We start from the raw sequence: 21,594 nt of genomic DNA on the forward strand, positions 1-21,594 counted from the left end.
CTCCCCTCCCTGCCCCTCCCCTCCCCCTGACTGGGCCCTGTGCGGCCGTGACCGGCCATGACCGGCCCACTCTCGAACAGCTCAAAATCGCCGTCCCTCGATGTGGTGACAAAATGTCGCCAAATCACTACCGCTCGCTACCATCACGGTCGTGAACCACGCAGCCCGCCGCATCGGCCGATCCCTCGCCCTCGTTCTCCCGGTCGTCCTCGTCCTGTCGGGGACACTCGCCGTCACCCGCGTCCCCTGGGCCACGGCACCCTCGGATTCCCAAGTGCTCACCGCCTCCGCCGAGAAGGCGTCCACACAGGCGAAGTCCCGTGCCCCGCAGGACGTGCTCAGGGAACGCCTCGTCGCCGAGCTACAGGAGGAGAACCCCAGCACGGCGCTGACCAGCCTCCAGCGCGAGATCACCCGCAAGCCGACCCTGGCGCGGCACTGCGCGGCGATCGCGCGGGCGCTGGGCAAGGCGGCGGTCAGGAAGTACGGCAGTGCGCACCGCGCGCAGCGCTACTCGCGGCCCGTGTGCGACACCTCCTTCGCCTACGGCGTCGCCCAGATGCACTGAACCGCGGCTCGAAGAGCGCGCCCGCCGGGGCGCATAGGCTGCGGCTCATGACCCAGCACCCGACTCAGGCCGTGATCCTTGCCGGTGGACAGGGATCACGGCTGCGGCCGTACACCGACGACCGCCCCAAGCCCATGGTGGAGATCCCCGGTACGGGCATCCCGATCATCGGCCACCAACTGGCCTGGTTGGCCTCCGAGGGCGTCACCGACGCCGTCGTCTCCTCCGGCCACCTCGCCGAGGTGCTGGAGGACTGGCTCGCGCAGGCCGAACTCCCCTGCCGCGTCACGACGGTGATCGAACGCGAGCCGCTGGGCCGCGGTGGCGGGCTGAAGTTCGCCGCGAGGTCGCTGCCCCGCCCCGACGAGCCGTGGTACGCGACCAACGGCGACGTCTGGACCCGCTTCTCGCTGCGCGAGATGGCCGCCTTCCACGCCGAACGTGACGCGACCGCCACGCTCGCACTGGCCCGCCCCCGCATTCCCTGGGGCGCCGTGGAGACGGACGAGTTCGGGCACGTTCTCGACTTCATCGAGGCCCCGCCGTCCCCGTACCTCATCAACGCGGGCGTCTACGTGTTCTCGGCCGGCTTCGCCGGTCTCCTCCCCGAGCGCGGCGACCACGAGCGCACCACGTTCCCCGGCCTCGCGCGCGAACGCCGCCTGGCGGGCTTCCCTCTCCCCCAGGGCTCCTACTGGCGTGCCATCGACACTGCCAAGGACCTGACGGAGGCAGCCAAGGAACTGGCGGACAAGTAGCACGCGAAAACGGCCCGCCGGGCCGGGAGCAACCAGCCCCGCAACATGCCCGTGGAGCACCAGTAGCGCGCCCGCACAGGCAGGGCACCAGTAGCACGCCAGCACAAGCAACGCACCAGTAGCGCACAACAACAGGCTTGGTCCTTATGGGCGTTCAGCGCGCCCGTAGTGCGCACGGCGCACGCGAAAGGGCTGCCGGCCCTCCCCTCGGAGGAGCCGGCAGCCCTCGTTCTGTGCCGCCGCCCGGACGGTGCGCGTACCGTCTGCGCCTGCGTGGCGCCTGCGTGGCGCTTACGTATCGGCTACGTGCCGCCTACGTGCCGTCCGCGCGGCTCAGCCCAACAGGCCGCCCAGGGCGCCGCTTCCGCCACCGCCGCCTCCCGACGACGAGCCACCGCCGTCCGAGGACGAGCCACCGCCGCCGTTCGCGGACGACGAGGAGGTGGCGGCACCGCTCTCCGGGCCGGCCGTCGTGCCGCCCGTCGCGGTCGGTGCCTGCTGCGGTGTGCGCTGCTGCTGCGGAGGCGCCGACTGCTGGGCGGCCGGGTCGCGCCGCGGCTGTGCCTGGCCCTGTCCCTGGCTCGGCGTGGTCTCGGGCCCGCTGGTGGCGCGCTGCTCGCCCGGGCTGGCAGCGGGGGACGAGGGGCGCTTCTTGCGGCGGTCTTGGCGCTCACCTGGCGTGCCCGTCGCGCCGGGGCCCTGGGACGCCTGGCCCGAGGTCGCGCGGTCTCCGGGCACCTCGGGGAGCGGGGAGCCCGGCAGCCTGTTGGTGGGCGTCTCACCGCGTTCGGGGACTGTGGCCGTCTGCGAGGAGCGTACGGCGCTGCCGAGCAGCGAGCCGACGAGCAGCGCGAGCCCGACGATCACCGTGGCGAGAACCGTGCCCCTGCGCAGTACACGGCGGCGCAGATCGCCGATCTCCACACGGGGTCCGAGCCTGCGCCATGCCTCGCTCGCGAGGCGCCCGTCGACGGAGTAGACCGGCGCTCCCGCGATGATCAGCGGGCTCCAGGCGGCGAGGTAGATGATGTCCGGCGCGTCGTAGGCGGGAACGGTGCTCCAGCTGACGGTCATCAGCAGGGCGGCCGAGAGCAGCGCGCCGAGCGAGGCCGCCACCCGCTGCCACAGGCCGAACATCGTCAGCACGCCCACGATGACCTGGAGGAAGGCCACCGTCAGGCCGGAGCCGACGGGGTGTGCCAGCGCGAAGTCGCGGAGCGGTGAGGCGATGGTCCACGGGTCGAGGGAGCGCAGCCAGGTGACCATGGAGCCGCGCCGGCCGCCGTCGAAGTAGACGGGGTCGCAGAGCTTGCCCATGCCGGCGTACACGGTGATGAAGCCGAGGAAGACGCGCAGCGGGAGGAGCACGACGCCGAGGTTCATCCGGCGCCCGGGATAGTACGCGTGCCGCACGCCGTCGCGGCGGCGCCGGTCGTCGGCGCCGGTGGCGTCCTGCTCGCCCTCGTAGGAGACCGTCTCCAACTCGCCGGTCTCGTACGGTTCGTCGTAGGCGCCGCGGGTGGGTCGTACGCCGCTCAGCAGCGGTTCGGCCTCGGAGGGCTGCGGGCTGCGTGGCGGCCCCACGACGGTTGCCGGGCCCGGACGGCCTTGGGGTGCGGGGTCGTTGACGCGGGGCAGCGCCTGTGTCGAGTCCGCCGGTGCGGGTTCCGTCCCGGTGAGGGTCGTGCCCCCCGCCGTCCGTACGGCCTGGAGCAGCCTGGTCGCTCCGGTGTCCTCGGGGCCGGCGTGACCGCTCCATACGACGGGCGCGCGGCGCCTGTTGCCCCCTCCCTGCGCCGGGGTGGGCGCGTGGCCCGTGACGGCGGGGAGGGGTGCGGTGTCCTCGAACGTCGTATGCCGGGCGCCGCGCACGGGAGTTGGGGGCGTGCCGGGCGGTGCGGCGGCGGACGCCGAGCCGAGCCGCACACGGAAACTCGCGTGGCTGACGACCACTTCGGCGGGGTCTGACGGGACCTTGACCGTGCTCAGTACCGGCTCGTCGTCGAAGAAACCGCGCGGGCTTGCCCCTGGGCTGCCCCCAGGGCTTCGGCCCGGAGCGCCGGGTGCGCGGGGTGTTCTGGTGTCCACACTCATCTAACCGAGTGATGGACGCTTAGGACACTGCCTTGACCCCGCCGATCTGTCCGAGACCCGTCAAGATCACCAGCGTCGCGACGTCAGCGGCGCCGTGACGCCTCGTAGAGGACGACGCCCGCCGCGACACCCGCGTTCAGCGACTCGGCGCCACCCGGCATCGGGATGCGCGCGAGGATGTCGCAGGTCTGCCCCACCAGCCGGGAGAGGCCCTTGCCCTCGCTGCCGATGACCACGACGAGCGGCCCGTCGAGGGCAGCGACGTCATGGAGTTCGACATCGCCGTCGGCCGCGAGGCCCACGACGGTGAGACCCGCCTTCTGGTACTGCTCCAGGGTGCGGGTGAGGTTGGTGGCGCGCGCGACCGGTGTGCGCGCCGCCGTACCGGCCGAGGTCTTCCACGCGCCGGCCGACATCCCGGCGGCACGCCGCTCCGGCACCACCACGCCGTGCCCGCCGAAGGCGGAGACGGAACGGACGACGGCGCCGAGGTTACGCGGGTCCGTCACGCCGTCCAGCGCGACGATCAGCGGCTCCTGGCCCTTGTCGAACGCCGCCGAGGCGAGGTCCTCGGGGTGCGCGTACTCGTACGGCGGGATCTGGAGGACGACGCCCTGGTGGTTGAGCCCGTTCGTCATCCGGTCCAGCTCGGGCTTGGGCGCCTCGACCAGGTGGATGCCGCCGCGCTCGCCCGCGTAGCGGACCGCCTCGCGCACGCGCTCGTCGTTGTCGATGAACTGCTGTACGTAGAAGGCGTTCGCCGGGACGCCCTCGCGGAGCGCCTCGACGACGGAGTTACGGCCTACGACCAGCTCGGAGGTGCCCTTGCCGCCGCGGGGGCCACCGCGCTGCTGCGGCTTGCCCTGCGTGCGGCGTGCCTTGGCCTGGGCGGCGCGCTGCTTGGCGTGCCCCTTGCGCATCTCGGCGGGCGGGGTCGGGCCCCTGCCCTCCAGGCCGCGTCGGCGATTACCGCCGCTGCCGACCTGCGCGCCCTTCTTCTTCCCGGCCATCAGGGCACCTACCTGTTTCCTACTACGTGTCGTTTGTGCGTACGGATACCAACGGTACCTGGCCGCGGCCCCTCCCTTTCCCGCTTCTCGCGGGGGAGGGCGCCCGCGCACCCCGTTCACGCGCGTCCGCGCTCGTCCTCAAGCGCCGCGGGGACCTGCCGCCCGGCGGCGCTTGAGGACGGGTTTCACTCTCCGCTCAGCTCCCAGCGGGGTCCGGACGGGGTGTCCTCGATGGCCAGCCCCGCGCGCTTCAGCTCGTCCCTGATCGCGTCGGCCGTCGCGTAGTCCTTGCGCTCGCGCGCTGCCTGCCGCTGGTCGAGGACGAGGCGGACGAGGGTGTCGACAGCCGAGGTCAGCTCGGAGGAGGAGCCGCCTTCGGAGGCCCAGGAGGGGTCCAGCGGGTCGAGGCCGAGGACACCGAGCATCGCGCGTACCTCGGCGGCAGCCGTGGCGACGGCCGGCTTGTCGCTCTCGCCGAGCGCCGCGTTCCCTTGGCGGACGGTGGTGTGAACGACGGCGAGGGCCTGCGGCACGGAGAAGTCGTCGTCCATGGCCTCGGCGAAGGCCGCGGGTACCTCGGGGGCCGGTGCCGTCTCGCCGACGAGTTCGCCGGCGCGCTGGAGGAAGCCCTCGATACGGCCGAAGGCCGACTCGGCCTCGCGCAGCGACTCCTCGCTGTACTCGATGGTGGAGCGGTAGTGCGGTCCGCCCAGGTAATAGCGCAGCACAATGGGGCGCCATTTCTTGACCATCTCGCTGACCAGCACGGAGTTGCCGAGCGACTTGCTCATCTTCTCGCCGCTCATGGTGACCCACGCGTTGTGTGCCCAGTAGAGCGCGAATTCGTCGCCGTACGCCTTGGACTGCGCGATCTCGTTCTCGTGGTGCGGGAAGACCAGGTCGACGCCGCCGCCGTGGATGTCGAAGGCGGAGCCGAGGTACTTGTGCGCCATCGCGGAGCACTCCAGGTGCCAGCCGGGTCGGCCGGGCCCGAACGGGGTCATCCAGGCGGGCTCGCCGGGCTTGGCGGCCTTCCACATGGCGAAGTCGCGCGGGTCACGCTTGCCGGTCTCGCCCTCGCCCGATGGCTGGAGGAGGTTGTCCAGCTCCTGGTTGGAGAGCGCCAGGTAGCCGGCGTAGGAGCGCACGTCGAAGTAGACGTTGCCGTCGGCGGCGTAGGCGTGGCCGCGGTCGATGAGGACGCGCATCATCTCGACCATCTCGGGGATGTGGCCCGTGGCGCGCGGCTCGTAGGTGGGGGGCAGGCAGCCGAGTCCGTCGTACGCGGCGTTGAAGGCGCGCTCGTTCTCGTACCCGATCGCCCACCAGGGGCGACCCTGCTCTGCGGACTTGGCGATGATCTTGTCGTCGATGTCCGTGACGTTGCGTACGAACGTCACTGCGTAGCCGCGGTAGGCGAACCAGCGGCGCATGATGTCGAAGTTCAGGCCGGAGCGGATGTGGCCGATGTGGGGCGCCGCCTGGACGGTCGCGCCACAGAGGTAGATCGAGACGCAGCCGGGCACGAGGGGGCTGAAGTCGCGGATCTGCCGGGCGCTGGTGTCGTACAGGCGAAGAGTCACGGGTTCAAGCCTAGTAGCCCGGGGACCGTGCCATGCCGCCACCTCGGCAAGGTCCCCGAGCGCCGCGGCCCTGTCAGACGGCCCCGACGAGCTTGCGGGGCGTGATGCGGACGACGACGCGCTCCGCTTCCTGCTCCGACTGCGGGTTGAACTCGGCGTAGCTCTTGCCGACGTACTTGCGCGCCAACTCGTCGATCAGTTCCTGACCGCCCTCGGTGCTCAGGGTGGCGGTGCCGCGCACCTCCACGTACGTGTACGGCGACTCGGCCGGGTTCACCAGGACGGTGACGCGGGGATCGCGGCGTATGTTCAGCACCTTGCGGCGGTCCACGGTGGTCGAGATGAGCAGGTCGTCGCCGTCCCGCTTGACCCAGACCGGGGACACCTGGGGGGTGCCGTCGGGCTGGACGGTGGCGACGGCGACGAAGACCTTGCCGTCGAGGATCTTCTTGAGGTTGTCGGAGAGCTGTGCCACGGGATGGGTCCTTCCCTCACGGTGGTGTGTCTCGTACGTACCTGTGCCTCGAAACGTAACCAACGTGCCGTCAGCGGCAGGGGTTCCGCACCCGCACAGCGCGGCCGGCGACGGCTCCCAGGAGGGGGACGCAGGCGAGCAGCGACCAGACGACCACTGGCGCGAGCCCTGTGCCGAACAGAGCGCCGGTCGCGGCGCTGCCGCCGAGGACGACGAGGCCGGAGAGCGACGACAACGCGCCCATGCTGAAGCCGAGATGGCGCTCGTCCACCAGTTCCGTCACCAGGGCGCGTGCGGCGGGCACGGCGAGCATCTGTCCGAGCGTGAGCAGCAGTACGTACACCGCGGCCGGGCCCAGCCCCGGCGTGCCCCGCAGCGCCGCGGGCGCCGCCGCCGCGACCGTGAGGAAGCCGGCGGAGACGACGGCCAGGCCCAGGCAGAGGGCCGTACGGTGCCCGATCCGTTCACCGGCGGCGCGGGTGACGGGGAGCTGCGCGCAGACCACCAGGAGGGAGGAGAGCGCGAAGAGCCAGCCGAGCGCCGCCTGGGATCCGGTCGCGCGGACGACCTCTTCGGGCAGGGCGAGGTAGAGCTGGTTGTAGGCGAGCAGGTAGGTGCTGTAGGCGAGGCAGAGCAGCAGGAAAGGGCCGTTCCGCGCGGTCGCGCGCAGCGCTCCTTGCGGGTGCCGGGCCGCGGCGCCGTCCCTGTGGTGCTCACCGCGCGGCATCCAGCGCCAGTGCCCTGCCAGTACGGCGACGAAGACGGCGGCGCCGGCCCAGCAGGCCGTACGGAAGTCGGCGAGCAGCAACAGGGAGCCCAGCAGCGGTCCGAGAAAGGCGCCTGCCTGCCCGGCGGCGGAGAAGACGGCGAGGGTACGGGCGCGCGGGTGCCCTGTGGCCTGCTCGTGGCGTACGGCCTGCCGTGCCGTCTCGGACTCGACGGCGGGCGAGAAGAGCGCGGCGGCGAAGCCGACGCAGACGACGGCGGAGACGACGGCCACCGTGCTCTGCGCGTACCCGAGCCACACGAACCCCGCTATGCGCAGCACGCACCCGGCGAGCACGACGGGACGCGGGCCGTAGCGGTCGGTGAGCGCTCCGCCGACGACGAACAGGCCCTGCTGGCTGAACGTCCGCAGCCCCAGCACGAGGCCCACCAGCCAACCGCCCATCCCGAGCGCACCGCCCAGGTGCTCGGCGAGGTAGGGCAGCACGGCGAAGAACCCGACGTTGAACGCGAGCTGGGTTCCGGCGAGAAGGCGTATGAAGGGCGGGAGCGTACGTATGTCGCCGAGGGAGCGGCCGGACTTCACCCCGAACGCCCCCGTCGCCACGGACGTACGCGCAGGCCGCCCAGCGCCCCCAGCACGACGGCGAGTACCCCGACCACCACCAGCGCGCCGGCGGGCGCGAGAACGGCCCAGGGCGCGCGCTCGGCGTACGGCATGTTCTCCGAGAGCATCCGGCCCCACTCCGGGGCCGGTGCCCCGGCGCCCAGGCCGAGGAAGCCCAGCGAGGCGAGTGCGAGGGCCAGCGCGGGGATGCGCAGGACGGCGTGGCGCACGACGGGCGGCAGGACGCCCGGCAGCACGTGTCGCCGCAGCAGGTACCAGCGTCCCGCGCCGAGCGCGAGCGCGCCTTCCAGGTGCCCCGAGGCCCGTTCCTCCTCGTACAGGCCCGCCGTGTGCGCGGCGAGCGGCGCCCAGGCGACCAGCGCGACGGCAGCGGCGGCGCCGTACTGGCCGGGCCCCGCGATACCCGCGACGACGAGCCCCGACAGGACGGGCGGCAGCGCGTTGACGACCTCGCGCAGGCCCTCGGTCCAGCGTGTGAGCACCCCGAGTGCGACGCCCGCGACGAGCGCGACGGCGGCGACGGCGACGGCCGTGAGCGCGGTACGCGCGGCGCCGTGGCCGAGCCGGGCGAGGATGTCGCGGCCGAGCGAGTCGGTGCCGAGCGGATGTGCGGCGCTGGGCGCTGCGAGCCTGGCCGCCGCGTCGACGTGCAACGGGTCGCGCGTGAGCCCGGCGACGACCACGGCGGCCAGCAGGGCGCCGAGCCCGGCCGCCGACCAGATCAGCGTGCGGCCGGGGCGCGGCTCGGCGCGGCGCAGCGCCGGCATGGCGCCCGCCTCCAGGGCAGGCCCGATGACGGCCCTGCGTACGGCGCGTACGGCGACGCCGACGGCGAGACCGAGCGCGAGCAGCGCCAGGACGCACGCCTGGAGCACGGGCAGGTCCTGTGCGAGCGCGGCGCTGAGCGCGGTGCCGCCGAGGCCGGGGATGGAGAACAGCGTCTCGACGGTGACGGCGCCGCCGGTCAGGCCGACCATGACGAAGCCGAACTGCGGGAGCAGCGGCGGCAGTACGCGCCGCAGCGCCTGCCGCGCGACGTGCGCGGGCGGCAGCCCGCAGGCGAACGCCGTACGGACCCACGGTTCGGCGAAGGCACCGGGCAGCGCGTCGTCCAGGAGCCGCCCGAGCAGCCCGCCAGCGGGGATGCCCATGGCGAGCGCCGGCAGCACGGCGGTGGCCGCTCCGCCCCAGCCGAGCGCGGGGAACCAGCCGAGCTGTACGGCGAACACGGTCGCGAACACGGCGGCCAGCAGGAACTCGGGCAGCGCCGCCAGCAGCGCTCCCACGGCGCCGGCCCGCGTCCGCCGGGGACGCGCGGCGGGGCCTCGCGCACCGGCGCTGAGCGTACGGAAGCTGAGCGCCGCGGCGACCAGTACGGCGACGGCGAGGGAGACGCCCATGAGGGAGAGCGAGACGCCGAGCGCGGACAGTACGTCGGGCGCGACCGGCTGCCCCGAGACCCAGGAGGTGCCGAAGTCGCCGCGTACGGCGCCCGCGAGCCAGTCACCGAGCAGCCTGAGCGGCCCCGCGTCGAGCCCGGTCCCGGCGCGGATGGCGTCGAGGGCGCCGGGGGTCGGCTCGCGGTCGGCGTAGCGGGCGTGCAGGATCGTGCGGGCCGGGTCCGTACGGGTCAGCCACGGCAGCAGCCCGACGACGGCGAGCACCCCTGCGGCGGCGAGCACGCGGCCCGCCGTGGCCCGGGACGCGAGGCCACGCACGGGCGCCGCCCAGCGCCTGCCGCTTCCCGCCGAGTCACCTGTCGCGCCGCGACGCCCTGCCCCGGCTGCGCGCGCGAGGCACGCGCGGAACACGCACGCGGCCAGGCGCGCGCTCACCCGACGCGGGTGTCGGCGGTGACCAGGGTGCGCTCCATCGGGTCGAGCGAGACGCCCTTGACGCCGCTCGCGATGCCCTGGATGAAGCGCTCGTGCAGGAGCGGCACGACGGCGTCGGTACGCAGCACGCGCGCCTCGGCCCGCATCTCGGCGTCCTGCCGCTCGGTCGCCGACTCGGTGCCGGCCGCTTCGTCGACGGCCTTGTCGACGCCCTTGTCGCACAGCTGCGACATGTTGAAGGAGCCCTTGCAGGTGAAGTCGGACTCCAGGTAGGAGACCGGGTCGCCGGTGTCCAGCAGGGTGTTGCGCGCCTGGACGAAGATGTCGTACTTGCCGGCGAGCGCGTCGGCCTCCATGCGCGCGTAGTCGCGCACCACTTGCTTGACCTTGAAGCCCGCCTTCTCGAACTGCTGCTGGAGCGCGGTGACGACCTCGGGCAGTTCGGGACGGTTGGTGTAGGTGGCGAGCGTGATCGTGCCGGTCTTCTTCACCTCGGACCTGGAGGCTGCCTTCGTCCTGTCCTTGACGGGAACCCGCTTGTCGGCCGCCCACTTCACGCCCGGCCCGAACAGGCCCTGCGGCGCGTCGGCGTAGCCCTCGTAGACGCTCTTGATGAGCGCCTTGCTGTCGATGGCCGCACGCGCTGCGGCGCGCAGCGCGGGGTCCTTCAGCGGGCCTCGTGCGGTGTTCATGTAGAGGCTGTTGGTGCGCGCCGTGGGCACCTCGTGGATCTGGCCCTTCTCCAGGACGGACGCCTGGGAGACGGGCACGTACTCCGCGATGTCGGTCTCGCCCGAGCGCAGCGCGTTGGCACGGGTGGTGCCGTTGGCGCTGAACCGCACGTCCACGCCAGGGGCCTTGGCCTTGCCGCCCCAGTAGTGCGCGTTTCTGTCGAGCTTCGCGCTGACGGTGCCGTTGAGCTTCGTGAGGGTGAACGGTCCCGTCGCGTGCCCTGCCACCTTCACCTTGCCGCCCTTGCCGTAGGCGGCGCCGGAGAGCACGGCCAGCGACGGGTTGGCCAGCCGCTGGGGCAGCAGCGCGTCCGGCTCACTACTGGTGACCCGTACGGTCCTCGCGCCCTGGGCCCGCGCCGTGAGCTTGCCCGCGTCGCTGAGCACACGGGGCTGCGGAGAGGCGGCCGACGCCTCGTCGAGCGAGCGCACGACGGCCTTCGCCTCGACGGGACTGCCGTCCTGGAAACGGGCCTTGCGCAGCGTGAACGTCCACGTGCGGTCGCCGTCCGACGGCTTCCACGAGGTGGCGAGCGCGGGCTTGGCGACGCCGGAAGCGTCGAGTTTGGTGAGCCCCTCGATGACCGAGAGGCGGCTGAGGGTGACGGCGTCGTCCCCGTACGGGCTCATCGCCTGTGCGGGCGGGAAGGCCATGGCGACGCGCAGCCGCCCACCGCTTCCACCGCCCGCCGAGTTCTCCCCACCGCAGGCGGTCAGCGCGGTGACGGAGAGCAGCGCGACGGCCGCGAGCGCGGCGGGGGTGCGGACACGGCGGGCCTTGAGTATGGGCGACATGAACGGGACTCTATCTGGAAATCATTGTCAACAACTGGCCGCGGTCGCGGCCATGGTTCCGGCACCCGCGCCACCCTGAGCGGCGGGAACGGGCAGCGGCAGCTCGAAATGGACGATCCCCTGCCCGCCGCCCGGCAGTTGACGTTCGTCACACACCTCGGCCGCCAGCGAGCGCCAGAACGGCTCGGCGCCCGGCACGGCCGGGTCGGTGTGCAGATAGATCGCGCGGTAGCCCCCGGCCTCCGCCACGAAGGCGCACAGTTCACGCACCATCGCGCGCGCGATGCCGAGCCGGCGGTACGCCGGCCGCACATAGATCCGGCACAGCTGCGCCGTGCTCCCCGACGGGAAGCGCTCAGCGACCCACGCGGGGTTCGGCGGCGACTGCGGACCCCGGTCCCGCACGGCGCCCGTCGCGACGATCTCGCCGCTCGCCCCGTCGGCGGCCACGAGGAGCGTGCGGCGCTCCGGGCGCAGATACGTGTTCTCGACGTCGATGATGTCGGCGTGCCAGCGCGGCACATAGCCGGAACGCAGGTCGCCGTACACCGTGTCGAGCATGACGCTGCGTGCGGCGTCGGCATCGTCGGTTGTCGCGGTGCGGAGTACGTAGGACATCCACACCAGACTAACTGCGTCTCATGTGCAACAACCGGGCGCTCGCGTTAAGCAGCCGGTGTCGACCTCGCCACACCCGCCCCCGGCCGGAGATGTGCCCCTTCGGCGGCGACGGGCCGGGGCGGCTGGGGGCACCCCAGGGGCGCCTCAGACGCGGACGACCAGCGCGGTGGCCAGGGCGGCAAGCCCTTCGCCCCGGCCTGTGAGACCGAGGCCGTCCGTGGTGGTGCCGGAGACGGAGACCGGGGCACCGACGGCTGCGGAGAGCGCGGCCGACGCCTCGGCCCTGCGGCGCCCGATCTTGGGACGTACGCCGATGACCTGGATCGCGACATTGCCGACGGAGAAGCCCGTCTCGCGGACGATACGGGCGGCCTCGGTGAGCAGGGTGACGCCCGAGGCACCGGACCACTCGGGCCTGTCGGTGCCGAAGTGCGCGCCCAGGTCGCCGAGCCCGGCGGCCGAGAACAGCGCGTCGCAGGCGGCGTGCGCCGCGACATCGCCGTCGGAGTGCCCGGCGAGCCCGTAGCGCTCGCCCTCCCACAGCAGTCCTGCGCACCACAGCTCACGGCCCTCTTCGAACGCGTGGACATCGGTGCCGATCCCGACGAGCGGCAGGGCGGCGAGGGGCGGAGCGGGGGGATCAGTAGGCATCGCGGGCCCTCCTGCGTGCGAGAACGGCCTCGGCGAGCACGAGGTCGAGCGGGCGGGTCACCTTGAACGCCTCCTCGTGGCCCGGCACGACGACGACATCGACGCCGAGCCGCTCCACCATGCCCGCGTCGTCGGTCGCGCCCTCACCCTGAAGAGCCACCCGCGCGTGCGCCTCGACGAGGACCTTGCGCGCGAAGCCCTGCGGGGTCTGCACGGCGCGCAGCCGCGACCTGTCGGGCGTGCCGGTGACGGGCTCGGGGCCGCCTTCACCGTGCGGCTCGACCTCCTTGACGGTGTCGGTGACGGGCAGCGCCGGCACAACGGCGGGCGCTCCGTTCCGTACCGCGTCGGCGACGGCGTCCACGGTCTCGGCCGGGACGAGCGGGCGGGCCGCGTCGTGCACCAGCACGGTGTCGACGGAGGGTGGCAGCACGTCCAGGCCGAGCCGTACGGACTCCTGGCGGGTCTCGCCGCCTGGCACGACCACGACACCGGACAGCTCGTTCTCGTCCAGGAGCGCGCGGACCTCGGTGGTCCCTCCGGCCGGCGCGACCACGACGACGAGGCCCACGGCGCGTGCCCGTGCGGTCGCGCGGACGGCGTGGATGAGCATCGGTGTGCCGCTCAGCACGCGCAGCGCTTTGGGAGCGCCGGGGCCCAGTCGTACGCCCTTGCCCGCGGCGGGAATGATGACGGCGGTGCGGGCGCCGGGGCCCTCAGAAATCGCCGTACCCCCGGAAGGGGCCAAGTCAGGGGATTCGATTGACATCGGTAGCGCGTTCAGGGTTTGTGTCCTCAGCCGAGTTGGGTATGGCCACAGCATGCCGGGCGCGACGCCCCGATCGGACCCTTCCGTGATCACCGGTCGAGGCAGCCGCCCGGGCCCGGCACACCACGGAGCCGCAGGTTCGGGCCCCTTGCACCACAGGGGCCCTCACACTGGGGCGAACGACGCAGACATGCCGCAGCGCCCGGCGACGACAGATGTCACCCGGGCACCGCGGCATTGTGTATCAGGACGCGAGAACCTCGTCGAGAAGTGCCTCGGCCTTGTCCTCATTGGTGTTCTCCGCGAGAGCCAGCTCGCTCACCAGGATCTGGCGTGCCTTGGCGAGCATCCTCTTCTCACCTGCGGAGAGCCCGCGCTCACGCTCACGGCGCCACAGGTCACGTACAACCTCCGCCACCTTGATCACGTCGCCGGACGCGAGCTTCTCAAGATTTGCCTTGTAGCGACGGGACCAGTTGGTGGGCTCCTCTGCATACGGTGCGCGGAGCACCTCGAAGACCCTGTCCAGCCCGTCCGAACCCACTACATCGCGCACGCCCACGAACTCCGCATTGTCCGCTGGCACACGAACCGTCAGGTCGCCCTGCGCTACCTTCAGAACCAAGTAGGTCTTGTCCACGCCTTTGATCTGGCGAGTTTCGATGGCCTCGATCAGCGCGGCCCCGTGATGGGGATAGACCACGGTGTCGCCAACCTTGAACGTCATGTGTCAGGTACCCCTTCCGTGGCTATCTAGGGTAACACGGGAACGCCTTCTTCTGAATGGCGTTTTCGCAGGTCAGGGCATATCTCGGGGCTTGACAAGCGCCCCTGTATCGTGCTGCGAGCGCGCAATGCAACCGGGTATTCGCAGGTGGGAGCGGTTGCGCGTACGCCCCGAAACGCGCCGGACACACCTCATGAAGCCCCGTGAGACACGGCCCCGTTGACCGTTTTGTCCTGCTGTAGGGAGCGGCGAGTTCGGCACGTGTTCCGCCTTTCCCAAGAATTGATCAAAGGGCACCCAAGGGCCTGTTGATCAATTCTTCATCAACCTCTCGCATTCACAGGAATCCCCCGTACGGATGTCCTCCGCGTTGTCACGTACTCGGTCATGCACTCGGTCACGGAGACGGTCATGTACTCGTCGCCGGATGACGTATGGCTGTATTGCCGTGAGTGCGGTTACCCGGTGGAGCGGGGCGCGGGCGGAGGGTCGGGTGCGGGGTCGCCACAGGCTGTCGGTAACCTGAGCGCGCACGAAAAGCCCATCCGTACGCGGCCGGCACGCTCACGATCGTGCTGCCGCCATAGCTCGCCTAGGAGTTGCCGCCGCCGTGAGCAGCAGCCTTCGACGCGGCACTCTCGCCGCCACCACCCTCGCGCTCGCCGCCGCCGTACTCACCGCCTGTGGAGCCGGGAACGGCGCGCAGACACTTGAGGTCAAGCCCGACAGCGCCGCGATGCGCGTCGGCACCATCAAGGTCCAGAACGTCAACATCGTGTCCGACACCGAGGGCTCCGGCGCCGCCACCGTCACCGGCCGCATCTTCAACGACGGCAAGAAGGACCAGACCCTCAAGGCCGTCAGCGTCGACAGCTCGGGCGAGCGTGCCGAGCTGAGCCCGGCCAAGGGCGAGAAGGCGGTGACCGTCCCCGCCGGCGGCTCGCTGGCGCTGGGCGGCAAGAACCACGCCGCCGCGCTCTTCACCGACGCCAAGGGCGCGGGTGTCAAGGACGGCAACGCTCAGGCGATCACGTTCGACCTCAGCAGCACGGGCGCGGTCAAGCTGCGCGCGACGGTCGTCGCGGCGAAGGGCGACCACAAGGCGTACGGGCCGAGCGCCCAGCCGACCGAGGGTACGCGGAACGGCTCCTCCGCCTCGCCCGGCGACTCGGCCTCGCCCGGCGACAAGCCCAAGAACGGCCGGCAGGCCGAGGACGGGCAGAAGCAGAACGGCCAGGAGCAGAACGGCCAGGAGCAGGGCGGGCAGGAGCAGCAGGGGCGCGGCGGCTCGCAGAGCAACGCCCCGGAGGCGCCGGGCGCCGGGGATGCGCAGGGCGCAGCGGAGCAGGGCACACACGCCGGGCACTGAGCCCGGGACGCCGCACAGGCGGCGGTCATCGCACGGCACGAGGCCGTGCCCCTCATGAAGGGGCACGGCCTCGCTTGCTGCGGCTGGGTGCCGGGGGGACGCCTTCCGGGCGTGGGCCGGTTTACGGCTCGAACTTGTAGCCGAGGCCGCGCACCGTCACGAGGTAGCGGGGTGCGCCCGGGTCGGGTTCGATCTTCGCGCGCAGGCGCTTGACGTGGACGTCGAGGGTCTTGGTGTCGCCCACGTAGTCGGCGCCCCAGACGCGGTCGATCAGCTGCATACGCGTGAGCACGCGGCCCGCGTTGCGCAGCAGCATCTCCAGCAGGTCGAACTCCTTGAGCGGCAGGTCGACCTTGTCGCCGCCGACCGTGACCACGTGCCGGTCGACGTCCATCCGTACGGGTCCCGCCTCCAGCGCGGCGGGGGTCACCTCCTCGGGCTCGCCGCGGCGGCGGAGCACCGCGCGGACGCGGGCGACCAGTTCGCGGGAGGAGAAGGGTTTGGTGACGTAGTCGTCGGCTCCTATCTCCAGGCCGACGACCTTGTCGATCTCGCTGTCCTTGGCCGTCACCATGATCACGGGAACATTGGAACGTCCGCGCAGCTGGCGACAGACCTCGGTGCCGGGCAGGCCCGGCAGCATCAGGTCGAGCAGCACCAGGTCCGCGCCGTTCCGTTCGAATTCATCGAGCCCATCCGGCCCTGTGGCCGCTATCGCGACCTCGAAGCCTTCCTTGCGCAGCATGTACGACAGTGCGTCGCTGAACGATTCCTCGTCCTCGACGACGAGCACTCGGGTCACGGGAGGACCTCCGGGGCGGAAAGTTGTTCGTCTGCCTGATCGACATAAGGCCGCTCTTCGTCGTCGAAGGCGGCCGGTTCCTGCAACGCGCCTGACAGGCGGTTCCGGCCCAGCCGGTCCGCCTCGGCCTTCTCCCGGGCGCTGCCTGCCTCCGGCAGTCGCAGGGTGAAGGTGGAGCCCTGGCCCTCGGCGCTCCATACGGTGACCTCCCCGCCGTGCGAGGCGGCCACGTGTTTGACGATGGAGAGCCCGAGACCGGTCCCTCCTGTGGCCCGGGACCTGGCCGGATCGACGCGGTAGAACCGCTCGAAGATCCGCTCCTTGTCCCGCTCGGAGATGCCTATGCCCTGGTCGGTCACGGCGATCTCGATCAGGTCGCCGCCGGGTGCGGCTATCCCGCGCCCGGCGACCTTGACCCTCGTACGGGCCGGGGAGTAGTTGACCGCGTTCTCGACGAGGTTGCCGAGCGCGGCGGCGAGCTGGCCCCTGTTGCCCCATACGTGCAGGCCCTCGGTGCCTCCCGCGCCCAGCGTGATCTGTTTGCTGTCCGCGCTCTGGCGGCTCCGTTCAATGGCCTCGTTCACCAGTTCGTCCACACGTACGGACTCCGAGTCCTCCAGTGGATCGTCGTTCTGTACTCGGGAAAGGTCGATCAGCTCCTGGACGAGGTTGGTCAGCCGCGTCGCCTCGTTCTGCATCCGCCCCGCGAAGCGCTGCACCGCGTCCGGTTCGTCGGCCGCGTCCATCACGGCCTCGGAGAGCAGCGAGAGCGCGCCGACCGGGGTCTTCAGCTCATGGCTGACGTTGGCGACGAAGTCACGGCGTACGGCCTCGATCCTGCGGGCCTCCGTCAGGTCCTCCACCAGCAGGAGCACCAGACGGGAGCCGAGCGGAGCAACCCGTGCGGAGACCGCGAGGGCATCACCTCTTCCCGTACCGCGCCGGGGCAGATCCAGCTCGACCTGGCGTATCTCGCCGTCGCGCCGGGTGTCCCTGGCCATCTGGAGCATGGGTTCGACCGCGAGCTTGCCGCCGCGCACCAGCCCCAGCGCGTACGCCGCCGAGCTGGCCTTCACCACCGCGTCACTCTCGTCCAGCACCACGGCGGAGGAACGGAGTACGGACAGGACGGTGTCGACGCCCGGTGGCAGCCCCGCCTCGGTGTGCAGCGAGCTCCGGGTGGGGCGGGACTGCTCACGCTCGCTCCAGCGGAACGCCAGCACCGCGATCACGCCGGTGCACAGCCCGGCGAGCGCTGCTGCCGCGGCAACAGCCGCATTCACGTCCATACATCCAGGTTATGCGCCCGCGCAGGCACACCCCCAGTCCCGGCGGCCCGAGCGGAAGAGCTGTCGCCCAGTGTTTACCCGGAGTGGGCCCCGGGTTCACCGGAGAGGTCGGAAGCCGTCGCATTCCGGGCAGACCGTGGGAGCGTAGGGGCCAGGCCCCTGACAGAAGATCCGTGCGAGGGAAGGACAGCCATGCGGGACGCGTACCACGAGGAGCTGGACTCGATCGGGGACAGCCTGGTCGAGATGGCCCGGCTCGTCGGCTCGGCCATCGGACGCGCCACCACGGCGATGCTGGACGCCGACCTGAAGCTCGCCGAAAGCGTCATCGCCGCTGACGACAAGGTGGACGACCTTCAGCGCGACCTGGAAACCCGGGCCATACAACTGCTGGCCAGGCAGCAGCCGGTCGCCACCGATCTGCGGATCGTGGTGACCTCGTTGCGGATGAGTGCCGACCTGGAGCGCTCAGGGGACCTCGCACAGCACGTGGCCAAGGTCACCAGACTGCGGTTCCCCGAGTCGCCCGTACCGCGCGATCTCCAGGCGACCCTGCTGGAGATGGGGCAGCTCGCACAGCGGCTGATGGCGAAGGCGGCCGAGGTCATCATCACCAAGGACGTCGATCTGGCCATGCAGCTGGAGCAGGACGACGACGCGATGGACCTGCTGCACCGCACGCTCTTCCAGCACCTGATGGACGACCGCTGGAAGCACGGCATCGAGACGGCCGTGGACGTGACGCTGCTGGGCCGCTACTACGAGCGGTTCGCCGACCATGCGGTGTCGGTCGCGCGCCGGGTGGTCTACCTGGTGACGGGCGACTACGCCGACGAGATCGACGCCGCGGGCGCCGACAACGACGGGACGGCGCCGGTCGAGGGCAGGTGACAACGGGCCGCCGGAGCGCCACCTGCGCCTCGGCGGCCTTTCGTTCGGATCTCAGTGGCCTTTCGTTCGGACCACGGCGCCCTTCCGTACGGGGTGACCGGAGCGCGCGGGTGCGGTCCGGGTGGTGCACGTATGCGAACGCCATATGCCCGCAGGTCATACCCCTCGGCGCCACTCTCCGTGTGCACCCGCGCGCCCTTGATGCGCCCGTGGCGGCCGGGCGTGCAATGAGTACGTCATGCCTGTTCTTGCTTGCCGAGGAGGGAACCATGGCTGACACCGCGAAACCCGCGACAATCCACCGGTCACCGTGCGCGCCGCGTGAGGCGTGGAGGTTGCCCCTGCTGAGCTCGTGCAGCTGCGGTCCGGGGTGCGGTTGCGGGTGCCAGTCGGGCGGGCCCTGCCAGTGCGGGGGCTCCTGCGGCTGACGTTCCGTTCCGAGCACGTTCCCTACAACCCCACACGGACACGGGCGGGGCCCTGACCTGTTCGACGGGTCAGGGCCCCGCGTCTCGCGTTTTCGGGGGTGGTGCCTCCGGCTGAACGTGCGTCCGGCCGGCCTCGCGCGGTCGTCAAAGTGCCCACTACGGGCGCCCGTTACGCACTCCGGACAATTTTCTCGTACTTCACCGTGAACCTTCTGCCCCTTCCGTGCATCCAAGTAGATGTAAAAGGCATTAATTGCGGGTTGCACCGGGCGAGTGCCCGGCGCACAGGAAAGAGGGAACACGATGACCACGAAGTTCTCCCGCCTCGTACGCGGATCCGCGACCGTCCTGGCCGTCGCCGCCGTGGGGGTCGGCGCGACGGCCGCCACCGCGTCGGCCGCCGGTTCGGGGACAGGCACCGGCACGGCGAAGGCAAAGAAGAGCGTGAGCCGGTGTCACACCGGTGAACTCACCGCCGGCTGGGGCTCCGAGGGCGGTGGGCGGCCCGACATGGACAGCGTGGAGCAGCAGACCGTCACGATGTCGCTCAAGAACAGCAGCAAGCGGACCTGCACGCTGCACGGCTTCCCCGGCGTCAGCATGGAGAACACGCTCGACGCCAAGCACCCCATGGACCTGCGCCGTTCCGCGAGCAAGCCCGTCACGGTGACGCTCAAGCCGGGCACGCACACCTCGTTCACCATGCGCATCCTGCCCGTTCCCAAGGGGCAGACCGGCGTGAAGAAGGTGGCGCCCGGCCGCGTGCTGGTCACCCCGCCCGACGAGAAGGCCCACTTCACGCTCAAGTGGCCCTACGGGGGCGCCATTCAGGACCAGTCCGGCGCCACGCACCCCGGCACCTTCGTCAACCCGATCGGCGTCGGCTGACCCGACCGGCGACCACAGGCGCGTGCCCGGGACGGATGCCGTCCCGGGCACGCGTGCGACTGTGCGGCACACGCTGCTGTGCCGCCCCGAGCCGGTGCAGCGCCAACACGGGACCGCCGGCGGGGTTGAAGCCCGGCGAGTGCTTCCGCTTCACACCCGCCTTCGCGAACCGTGCGACCGCGCGTTGGGACAAGGGGTTCGCGCTGGTGCTGTGCGGGTACGGCGACGCGCCGGAACTCACGGTGCACACAGCGACTGCTTCTGCTCGAAGGCCGATCCGGAGGCGCGTAGTGCGAGTTCGACCCGGAGTGTTCGGGGCACTCCGGACAGGGACCGGGGGCCGGTACGAGGACGGGGCCTGCCCCGCGTGGAGTGCCCGAGGCGCCGTGCGGACACCGGGCGGCGCGTACGGCCAGTGGGAGGGAGATCACCGCATGTTCTGTTTGATGGTCCGCTTCACCTGCAAGAACGAGCAAGCGGCGACGGCGTTCGACGAGTTGGTCGAGCGGACGGCCGAGCAGATCAAGGCGCACGAGCACGGAACGCTCGTCTACACCGCGCACCGGGTGGAGGGCCGCCCCCTGGAGCGGATCGTCTACGAGCTGTACCGGGACCAGCTCGCCTTCGAGGCGCACGAGTCGCAGGACTACGTGAAGGAGTTCCTGTCGGCCCGCGAGCAGTATCTGTCCGTCACCCAGGCCGACCGGTTGGAGTTCGTGACCGGCAAGGGCGTGGGGGCCTGAGCGCTACTGGCGTGACGGGTGTGCCGCGTCCGGAAGCGGTCGGCAAGTAGAGCGCGTTCCTGCGTGGGCGGTGCGTCCGCGCGTGCGGCCCGAACGAACGGCCCGAACGCGCGCCCGGAACGGCGCGAGCCCCCGACACCGCGGGAAAACCGCAGGCGGGGGGCTCGCGCAGGGAACGTGGTGACTACTGGTGGGGTGCTACTTCTTGCCCTGGTTCTTGACCGCCTCGATGGCTGCCTTCGCCGCGTCGGGGTCGAGGTAGGTGCCGCCGGGGTTGAGGGGGTGGAAGTCGGCGTTCAGGTCGTAGACGAGGGGGATGCCGGTGGGGATGTTGAGGCCCGAGATGTCCTCGTCGGAGACGTTGTCGAGGTGCTTGACGAGGCCGCGCAGAGAGTTGCCGTGGGCGGCGACCAGGACGGTGTGGCCTGCGAGGAGGTCGGGGATGATGCCGTCGAACCAGTACGGCAGCATCCGCTCGACGACGTCCTTGAGGCACTCCGTGCGGGGGCGCAGTTCGCTGGGGACGCCCGCGTAGCGGGGGTCGTCGCTCTGGGAGAACTCGGAGCCGTCGGGCAGCTCGGGCGGCGGGGTGTCGTAGGAGCGGCGCCAGAGCATGAACTGCTCCTCGCCGAACTCGTCGCGCACCTGCGCCTTGTCCTTGCCCTGGAGGGCGCCGTAGTGGCGCTCGTTGAGGCGCCAGGAGCGGCGGACGGGGATCCAGAGGCGGTCGGCCGCCTCAAGGGAGAGCTGCGCCGTGCGGATCGCGCGCTTCTGCACGGAGGTGTGCAGCACATCGGGGAGCAGGCCGGCGTCCTTGAGCAGCTCGCCGCCGCGGACCGCCTCCTTCTCGCCCTTCTCGGTGAGGTTCACGTCCACCCAGCCGGTGAACAGGTTCTTCGCGTTCCATTCGCTCTCGCCATGGCGGAGGAGGATCAGCTTGTACGGTGCGTCGGCCATGTCTCCGAGCCTACTGCGTGTGCCCGGCACGGTCGGCGGAGCCCGGCCGGAGGGGCGGCTGAGGCCGCTCAGGGGCTGAACGGGCGGGAAACGGGCGAGCGGGGAGGCCCGGACGGGCATACGGGCACAGCGCCGGGCCCGGAACGCTCGGTCGTCGGTCCGGTACCAGCACCGGAACGGGCAGAAACGGGCAGGATCGTGCCCGCGCCAAGCATGTTCACGCGTTGTCACCACAGGTAAAACGTCTCCCACAGGC

At 71.4% G+C, this 21,594-nt stretch carries 20 protein-coding genes; 6 read left to right on the forward strand and 14 right to left on the reverse strand.

From position 1 onward, the window contains the following. Positions 1-151: 151 nt before the first annotated feature. Both NMN56_RS28495 and NMN56_RS28500 read left to right on the forward strand, forming a co-directional pair. Complete coding sequence (locus NMN56_RS28495; protein WP_274044923.1) at positions 152-568, forward strand: hypothetical protein; 417 nt, start codon at positions 152-154, stop codon at positions 566-568. 47 nt (positions 569-615) lie between these two features. Further along, positions 616-1,326, forward strand: a complete 711-nt coding sequence (locus NMN56_RS28500; RefSeq protein WP_274044922.1) for a nucleotidyltransferase family protein — start codon at positions 616-618, stop codon at positions 1,324-1,326. 333 nt (positions 1,327-1,659) lie between these two features. Here the strand turns inward: NMN56_RS28500 and NMN56_RS28505 are convergent, their stop codons facing one another. The 11 genes from NMN56_RS28505 to NMN56_RS28555 form a co-directional block, all read right to left on the reverse strand. Then, positions 1,660-3,420: a DoxX family protein gene (locus NMN56_RS28505; protein WP_274044921.1), complete on the reverse strand. Its 1,761-nt coding sequence runs from the start codon at positions 3,418-3,420 to the stop codon at positions 1,660-1,662. A gap of 83 nt (positions 3,421-3,503) precedes the next feature. Further along, on the reverse strand, positions 3,504-4,430 hold the full coding sequence (gene rlmB / locus NMN56_RS28510; protein WP_274044920.1) for a 23S rRNA (guanosine(2251)-2'-O)-methyltransferase RlmB: 927 nt from the start codon (positions 4,428-4,430) through the stop codon (positions 3,504-3,506). A 185-nt stretch (positions 4,431-4,615) separates the two neighbouring features. Continuing rightward, on the reverse strand, positions 4,616-6,013 hold the full coding sequence (cysS, locus tag NMN56_RS28515; RefSeq protein WP_274044919.1) for a cysteine--tRNA ligase: 1,398 nt from the start codon (positions 6,011-6,013) through the stop codon (positions 4,616-4,618). 73 nt (positions 6,014-6,086) lie between these two features. Next, complete coding sequence (locus NMN56_RS28520) at positions 6,087-6,488, reverse strand: PPOX class F420-dependent oxidoreductase (protein WP_274044918.1); 402 nt, start codon at positions 6,486-6,488, stop codon at positions 6,087-6,089. A gap of 70 nt (positions 6,489-6,558) precedes the next feature. Further along, positions 6,559-7,821 carry an MFS transporter gene (locus tag NMN56_RS28525; RefSeq protein ID WP_430542730.1) on the reverse strand — a complete coding sequence of 421 codons (1,263 nt, stop codon included), beginning with the start codon at positions 7,819-7,821 and terminating at the stop codon, positions 6,559-6,561. Next, positions 7,797-9,524, reverse strand: coding sequence for an ABC transporter permease subunit (locus NMN56_RS28530; RefSeq protein ID WP_274045069.1), 1,728 nt, complete (start codon positions 9,522-9,524; stop codon positions 7,797-7,799). Before NMN56_RS28530 ends, NMN56_RS28525 begins: the two co-directional genes overlap by 25 nt. Before the next feature lie 149 nt (positions 9,525-9,673). After that, positions 9,674-11,203 carry an ABC transporter substrate-binding protein gene (locus tag NMN56_RS28535; RefSeq protein WP_274044917.1) on the reverse strand — a complete coding sequence of 510 codons (1,530 nt, stop codon included), beginning with the start codon at positions 11,201-11,203 and terminating at the stop codon, positions 9,674-9,676. Positions 11,204-11,230: 27 nt separating this feature from the next. Further along, the gene (locus tag NMN56_RS28540; RefSeq protein ID WP_274044916.1) at positions 11,231-11,821 is read right to left on the reverse strand and encodes a GNAT family N-acetyltransferase; all 591 of its coding nucleotides are present in this window, start codon (positions 11,819-11,821) and stop codon (positions 11,231-11,233) included. A 147-nt stretch (positions 11,822-11,968) separates the two neighbouring features. Beyond that, entirely contained in the window at positions 11,969-12,475 is a 507-nt protein-coding gene (gene ispF, locus NMN56_RS28545) for a 2-C-methyl-D-erythritol 2,4-cyclodiphosphate synthase (RefSeq protein WP_274044915.1), read from the reverse strand. Next, positions 12,465-13,244, reverse strand: coding sequence for a 2-C-methyl-D-erythritol 4-phosphate cytidylyltransferase (gene ispD, locus NMN56_RS28550; protein WP_274044914.1), 780 nt, complete (start codon positions 13,242-13,244; stop codon positions 12,465-12,467). Before ispD ends, ispF begins: the two co-directional genes overlap by 11 nt. Before the next feature lie 244 nt (positions 13,245-13,488). Beyond that, positions 13,489-13,971: a CarD family transcriptional regulator gene (locus NMN56_RS28555; protein ID WP_016472332.1), complete on the reverse strand. Its 483-nt coding sequence runs from the start codon at positions 13,969-13,971 to the stop codon at positions 13,489-13,491. Positions 13,972-14,581: 610 nt separating this feature from the next. On the opposite strand from NMN56_RS28555, the gene NMN56_RS28560 reads away from it, so the two are divergent. Then, positions 14,582-15,340: a copper chaperone PCu(A)C domain-containing protein gene (locus NMN56_RS28560; protein ID WP_274044913.1), complete on the forward strand. Its 759-nt coding sequence runs from the start codon at positions 14,582-14,584 to the stop codon at positions 15,338-15,340. Between the two features lie 121 nt (positions 15,341-15,461). Here the strand turns inward: NMN56_RS28560 and phoP are convergent, their stop codons facing one another. Next, positions 15,462-16,142 (reverse strand): two-component system response regulator PhoP, encoded by a 681-nt coding sequence (gene phoP / locus NMN56_RS28565; RefSeq protein WP_274044912.1) that lies wholly within the window; start codon positions 16,140-16,142, stop codon positions 15,462-15,464. Continuing rightward, a complete protein-coding gene (gene phoR / locus NMN56_RS28570; protein ID WP_274044911.1) occupies positions 16,139-17,431 on the reverse strand; it encodes a two-component system sensor histidine kinase PhoR in 1,293 nt (430 codons plus the stop codon). Before phoR ends, phoP begins: the two co-directional genes overlap by 4 nt. A 192-nt stretch (positions 17,432-17,623) precedes the next feature. On the opposite strand from phoR, the gene phoU reads away from it, so the two are divergent. The 3 genes from phoU to NMN56_RS28585 all read left to right on the forward strand — a co-directional run bounded on the left by phoU (position 17,624) and on the right by NMN56_RS28585 (position 20,381). Next, positions 17,624-18,322, forward strand: coding sequence for a phosphate signaling complex protein PhoU (phoU, locus tag NMN56_RS28575; protein ID WP_274044910.1), 699 nt, complete (start codon positions 17,624-17,626; stop codon positions 18,320-18,322). Between the two features lie 731 nt (positions 18,323-19,053). Beyond that, positions 19,054-19,638, forward strand: a complete 585-nt coding sequence (locus NMN56_RS28580) for a DUF4232 domain-containing protein (RefSeq protein ID WP_274044909.1) — start codon at positions 19,054-19,056, stop codon at positions 19,636-19,638. Between the two features lie 434 nt (positions 19,639-20,072). Next, on the forward strand, positions 20,073-20,381 hold the full coding sequence (locus NMN56_RS28585; protein ID WP_274044908.1) for a putative quinol monooxygenase: 309 nt from the start codon (positions 20,073-20,075) through the stop codon (positions 20,379-20,381). Positions 20,382-20,579: 198 nt separating this feature from the next. Here the strand turns inward: NMN56_RS28585 and NMN56_RS28590 are convergent, their stop codons facing one another. Beyond that, positions 20,580-21,338, reverse strand: a complete 759-nt coding sequence (locus NMN56_RS28590; protein ID WP_274044907.1) for a phosphoglyceromutase — start codon at positions 21,336-21,338, stop codon at positions 20,580-20,582. Positions 21,339-21,594: the final 256 nt, after the last annotated feature.

The organism is Streptomyces iconiensis (genome assembly GCF_028657195.3).
Classification (GTDB): domain Bacteria; phylum Actinomycetota; class Actinomycetes; order Streptomycetales; family Streptomycetaceae; genus Streptomyces; species Streptomyces iconiensis.

Coding starts and splice junctions, on each gene's coding strand:
- NMN56_RS28500 (WP_274044922.1), top strand. CDS start 616: ATGACCCAGCACCCGACTCAGGCCGTGATCCTTGCCGGTGGACAGGGA.
- NMN56_RS28505 (WP_274044921.1), bottom strand. CDS start 3,420: ATGAGTGTGGACACCAGAACACCCCGCGCACCCGGCGCTCCGGGCCGA.
- rlmB (WP_274044920.1), bottom strand. CDS start 4,430: ATGGCCGGGAAGAAGAAGGGCGCGCAGGTCGGCAGCGGCGGTAATCGC.
- NMN56_RS28535 (WP_274044917.1), bottom strand. CDS start 11,203: ATGTCGCCCATACTCAAGGCCCGCCGTGTCCGCACCCCCGCCGCGCTC.
- NMN56_RS28540 (WP_274044916.1), bottom strand. CDS start 11,821: ATGTCCTACGTACTCCGCACCGCGACAACCGACGATGCCGACGCCGCA.
- ispF (WP_274044915.1), bottom strand. CDS start 12,475: ATGCCTACTGATCCCCCCGCTCCGCCCCTCGCCGCCCTGCCGCTCGTC.
- ispD (WP_274044914.1), bottom strand. CDS start 13,244: ATGTCAATCGAATCCCCTGACTTGGCCCCTTCCGGGGGTACGGCGATT.
- NMN56_RS28555 (WP_016472332.1), bottom strand. CDS start 13,971: ATGACGTTCAAGGTTGGCGACACCGTGGTCTATCCCCATCACGGGGCC.
- phoR (WP_274044911.1), bottom strand. CDS start 17,431: ATGGACGTGAATGCGGCTGTTGCCGCGGCAGCAGCGCTCGCCGGGCTG.
- phoU (WP_274044910.1), top strand. CDS start 17,624: ATGCGGGACGCGTACCACGAGGAGCTGGACTCGATCGGGGACAGCCTG.
- NMN56_RS28580 (WP_274044909.1), top strand. CDS start 19,054: ATGACCACGAAGTTCTCCCGCCTCGTACGCGGATCCGCGACCGTCCTG.
- NMN56_RS28585 (WP_274044908.1), top strand. CDS start 20,073: ATGTTCTGTTTGATGGTCCGCTTCACCTGCAAGAACGAGCAAGCGGCG.
- NMN56_RS28590 (WP_274044907.1), bottom strand. CDS start 21,338: ATGGCCGACGCACCGTACAAGCTGATCCTCCTCCGCCATGGCGAGAGC.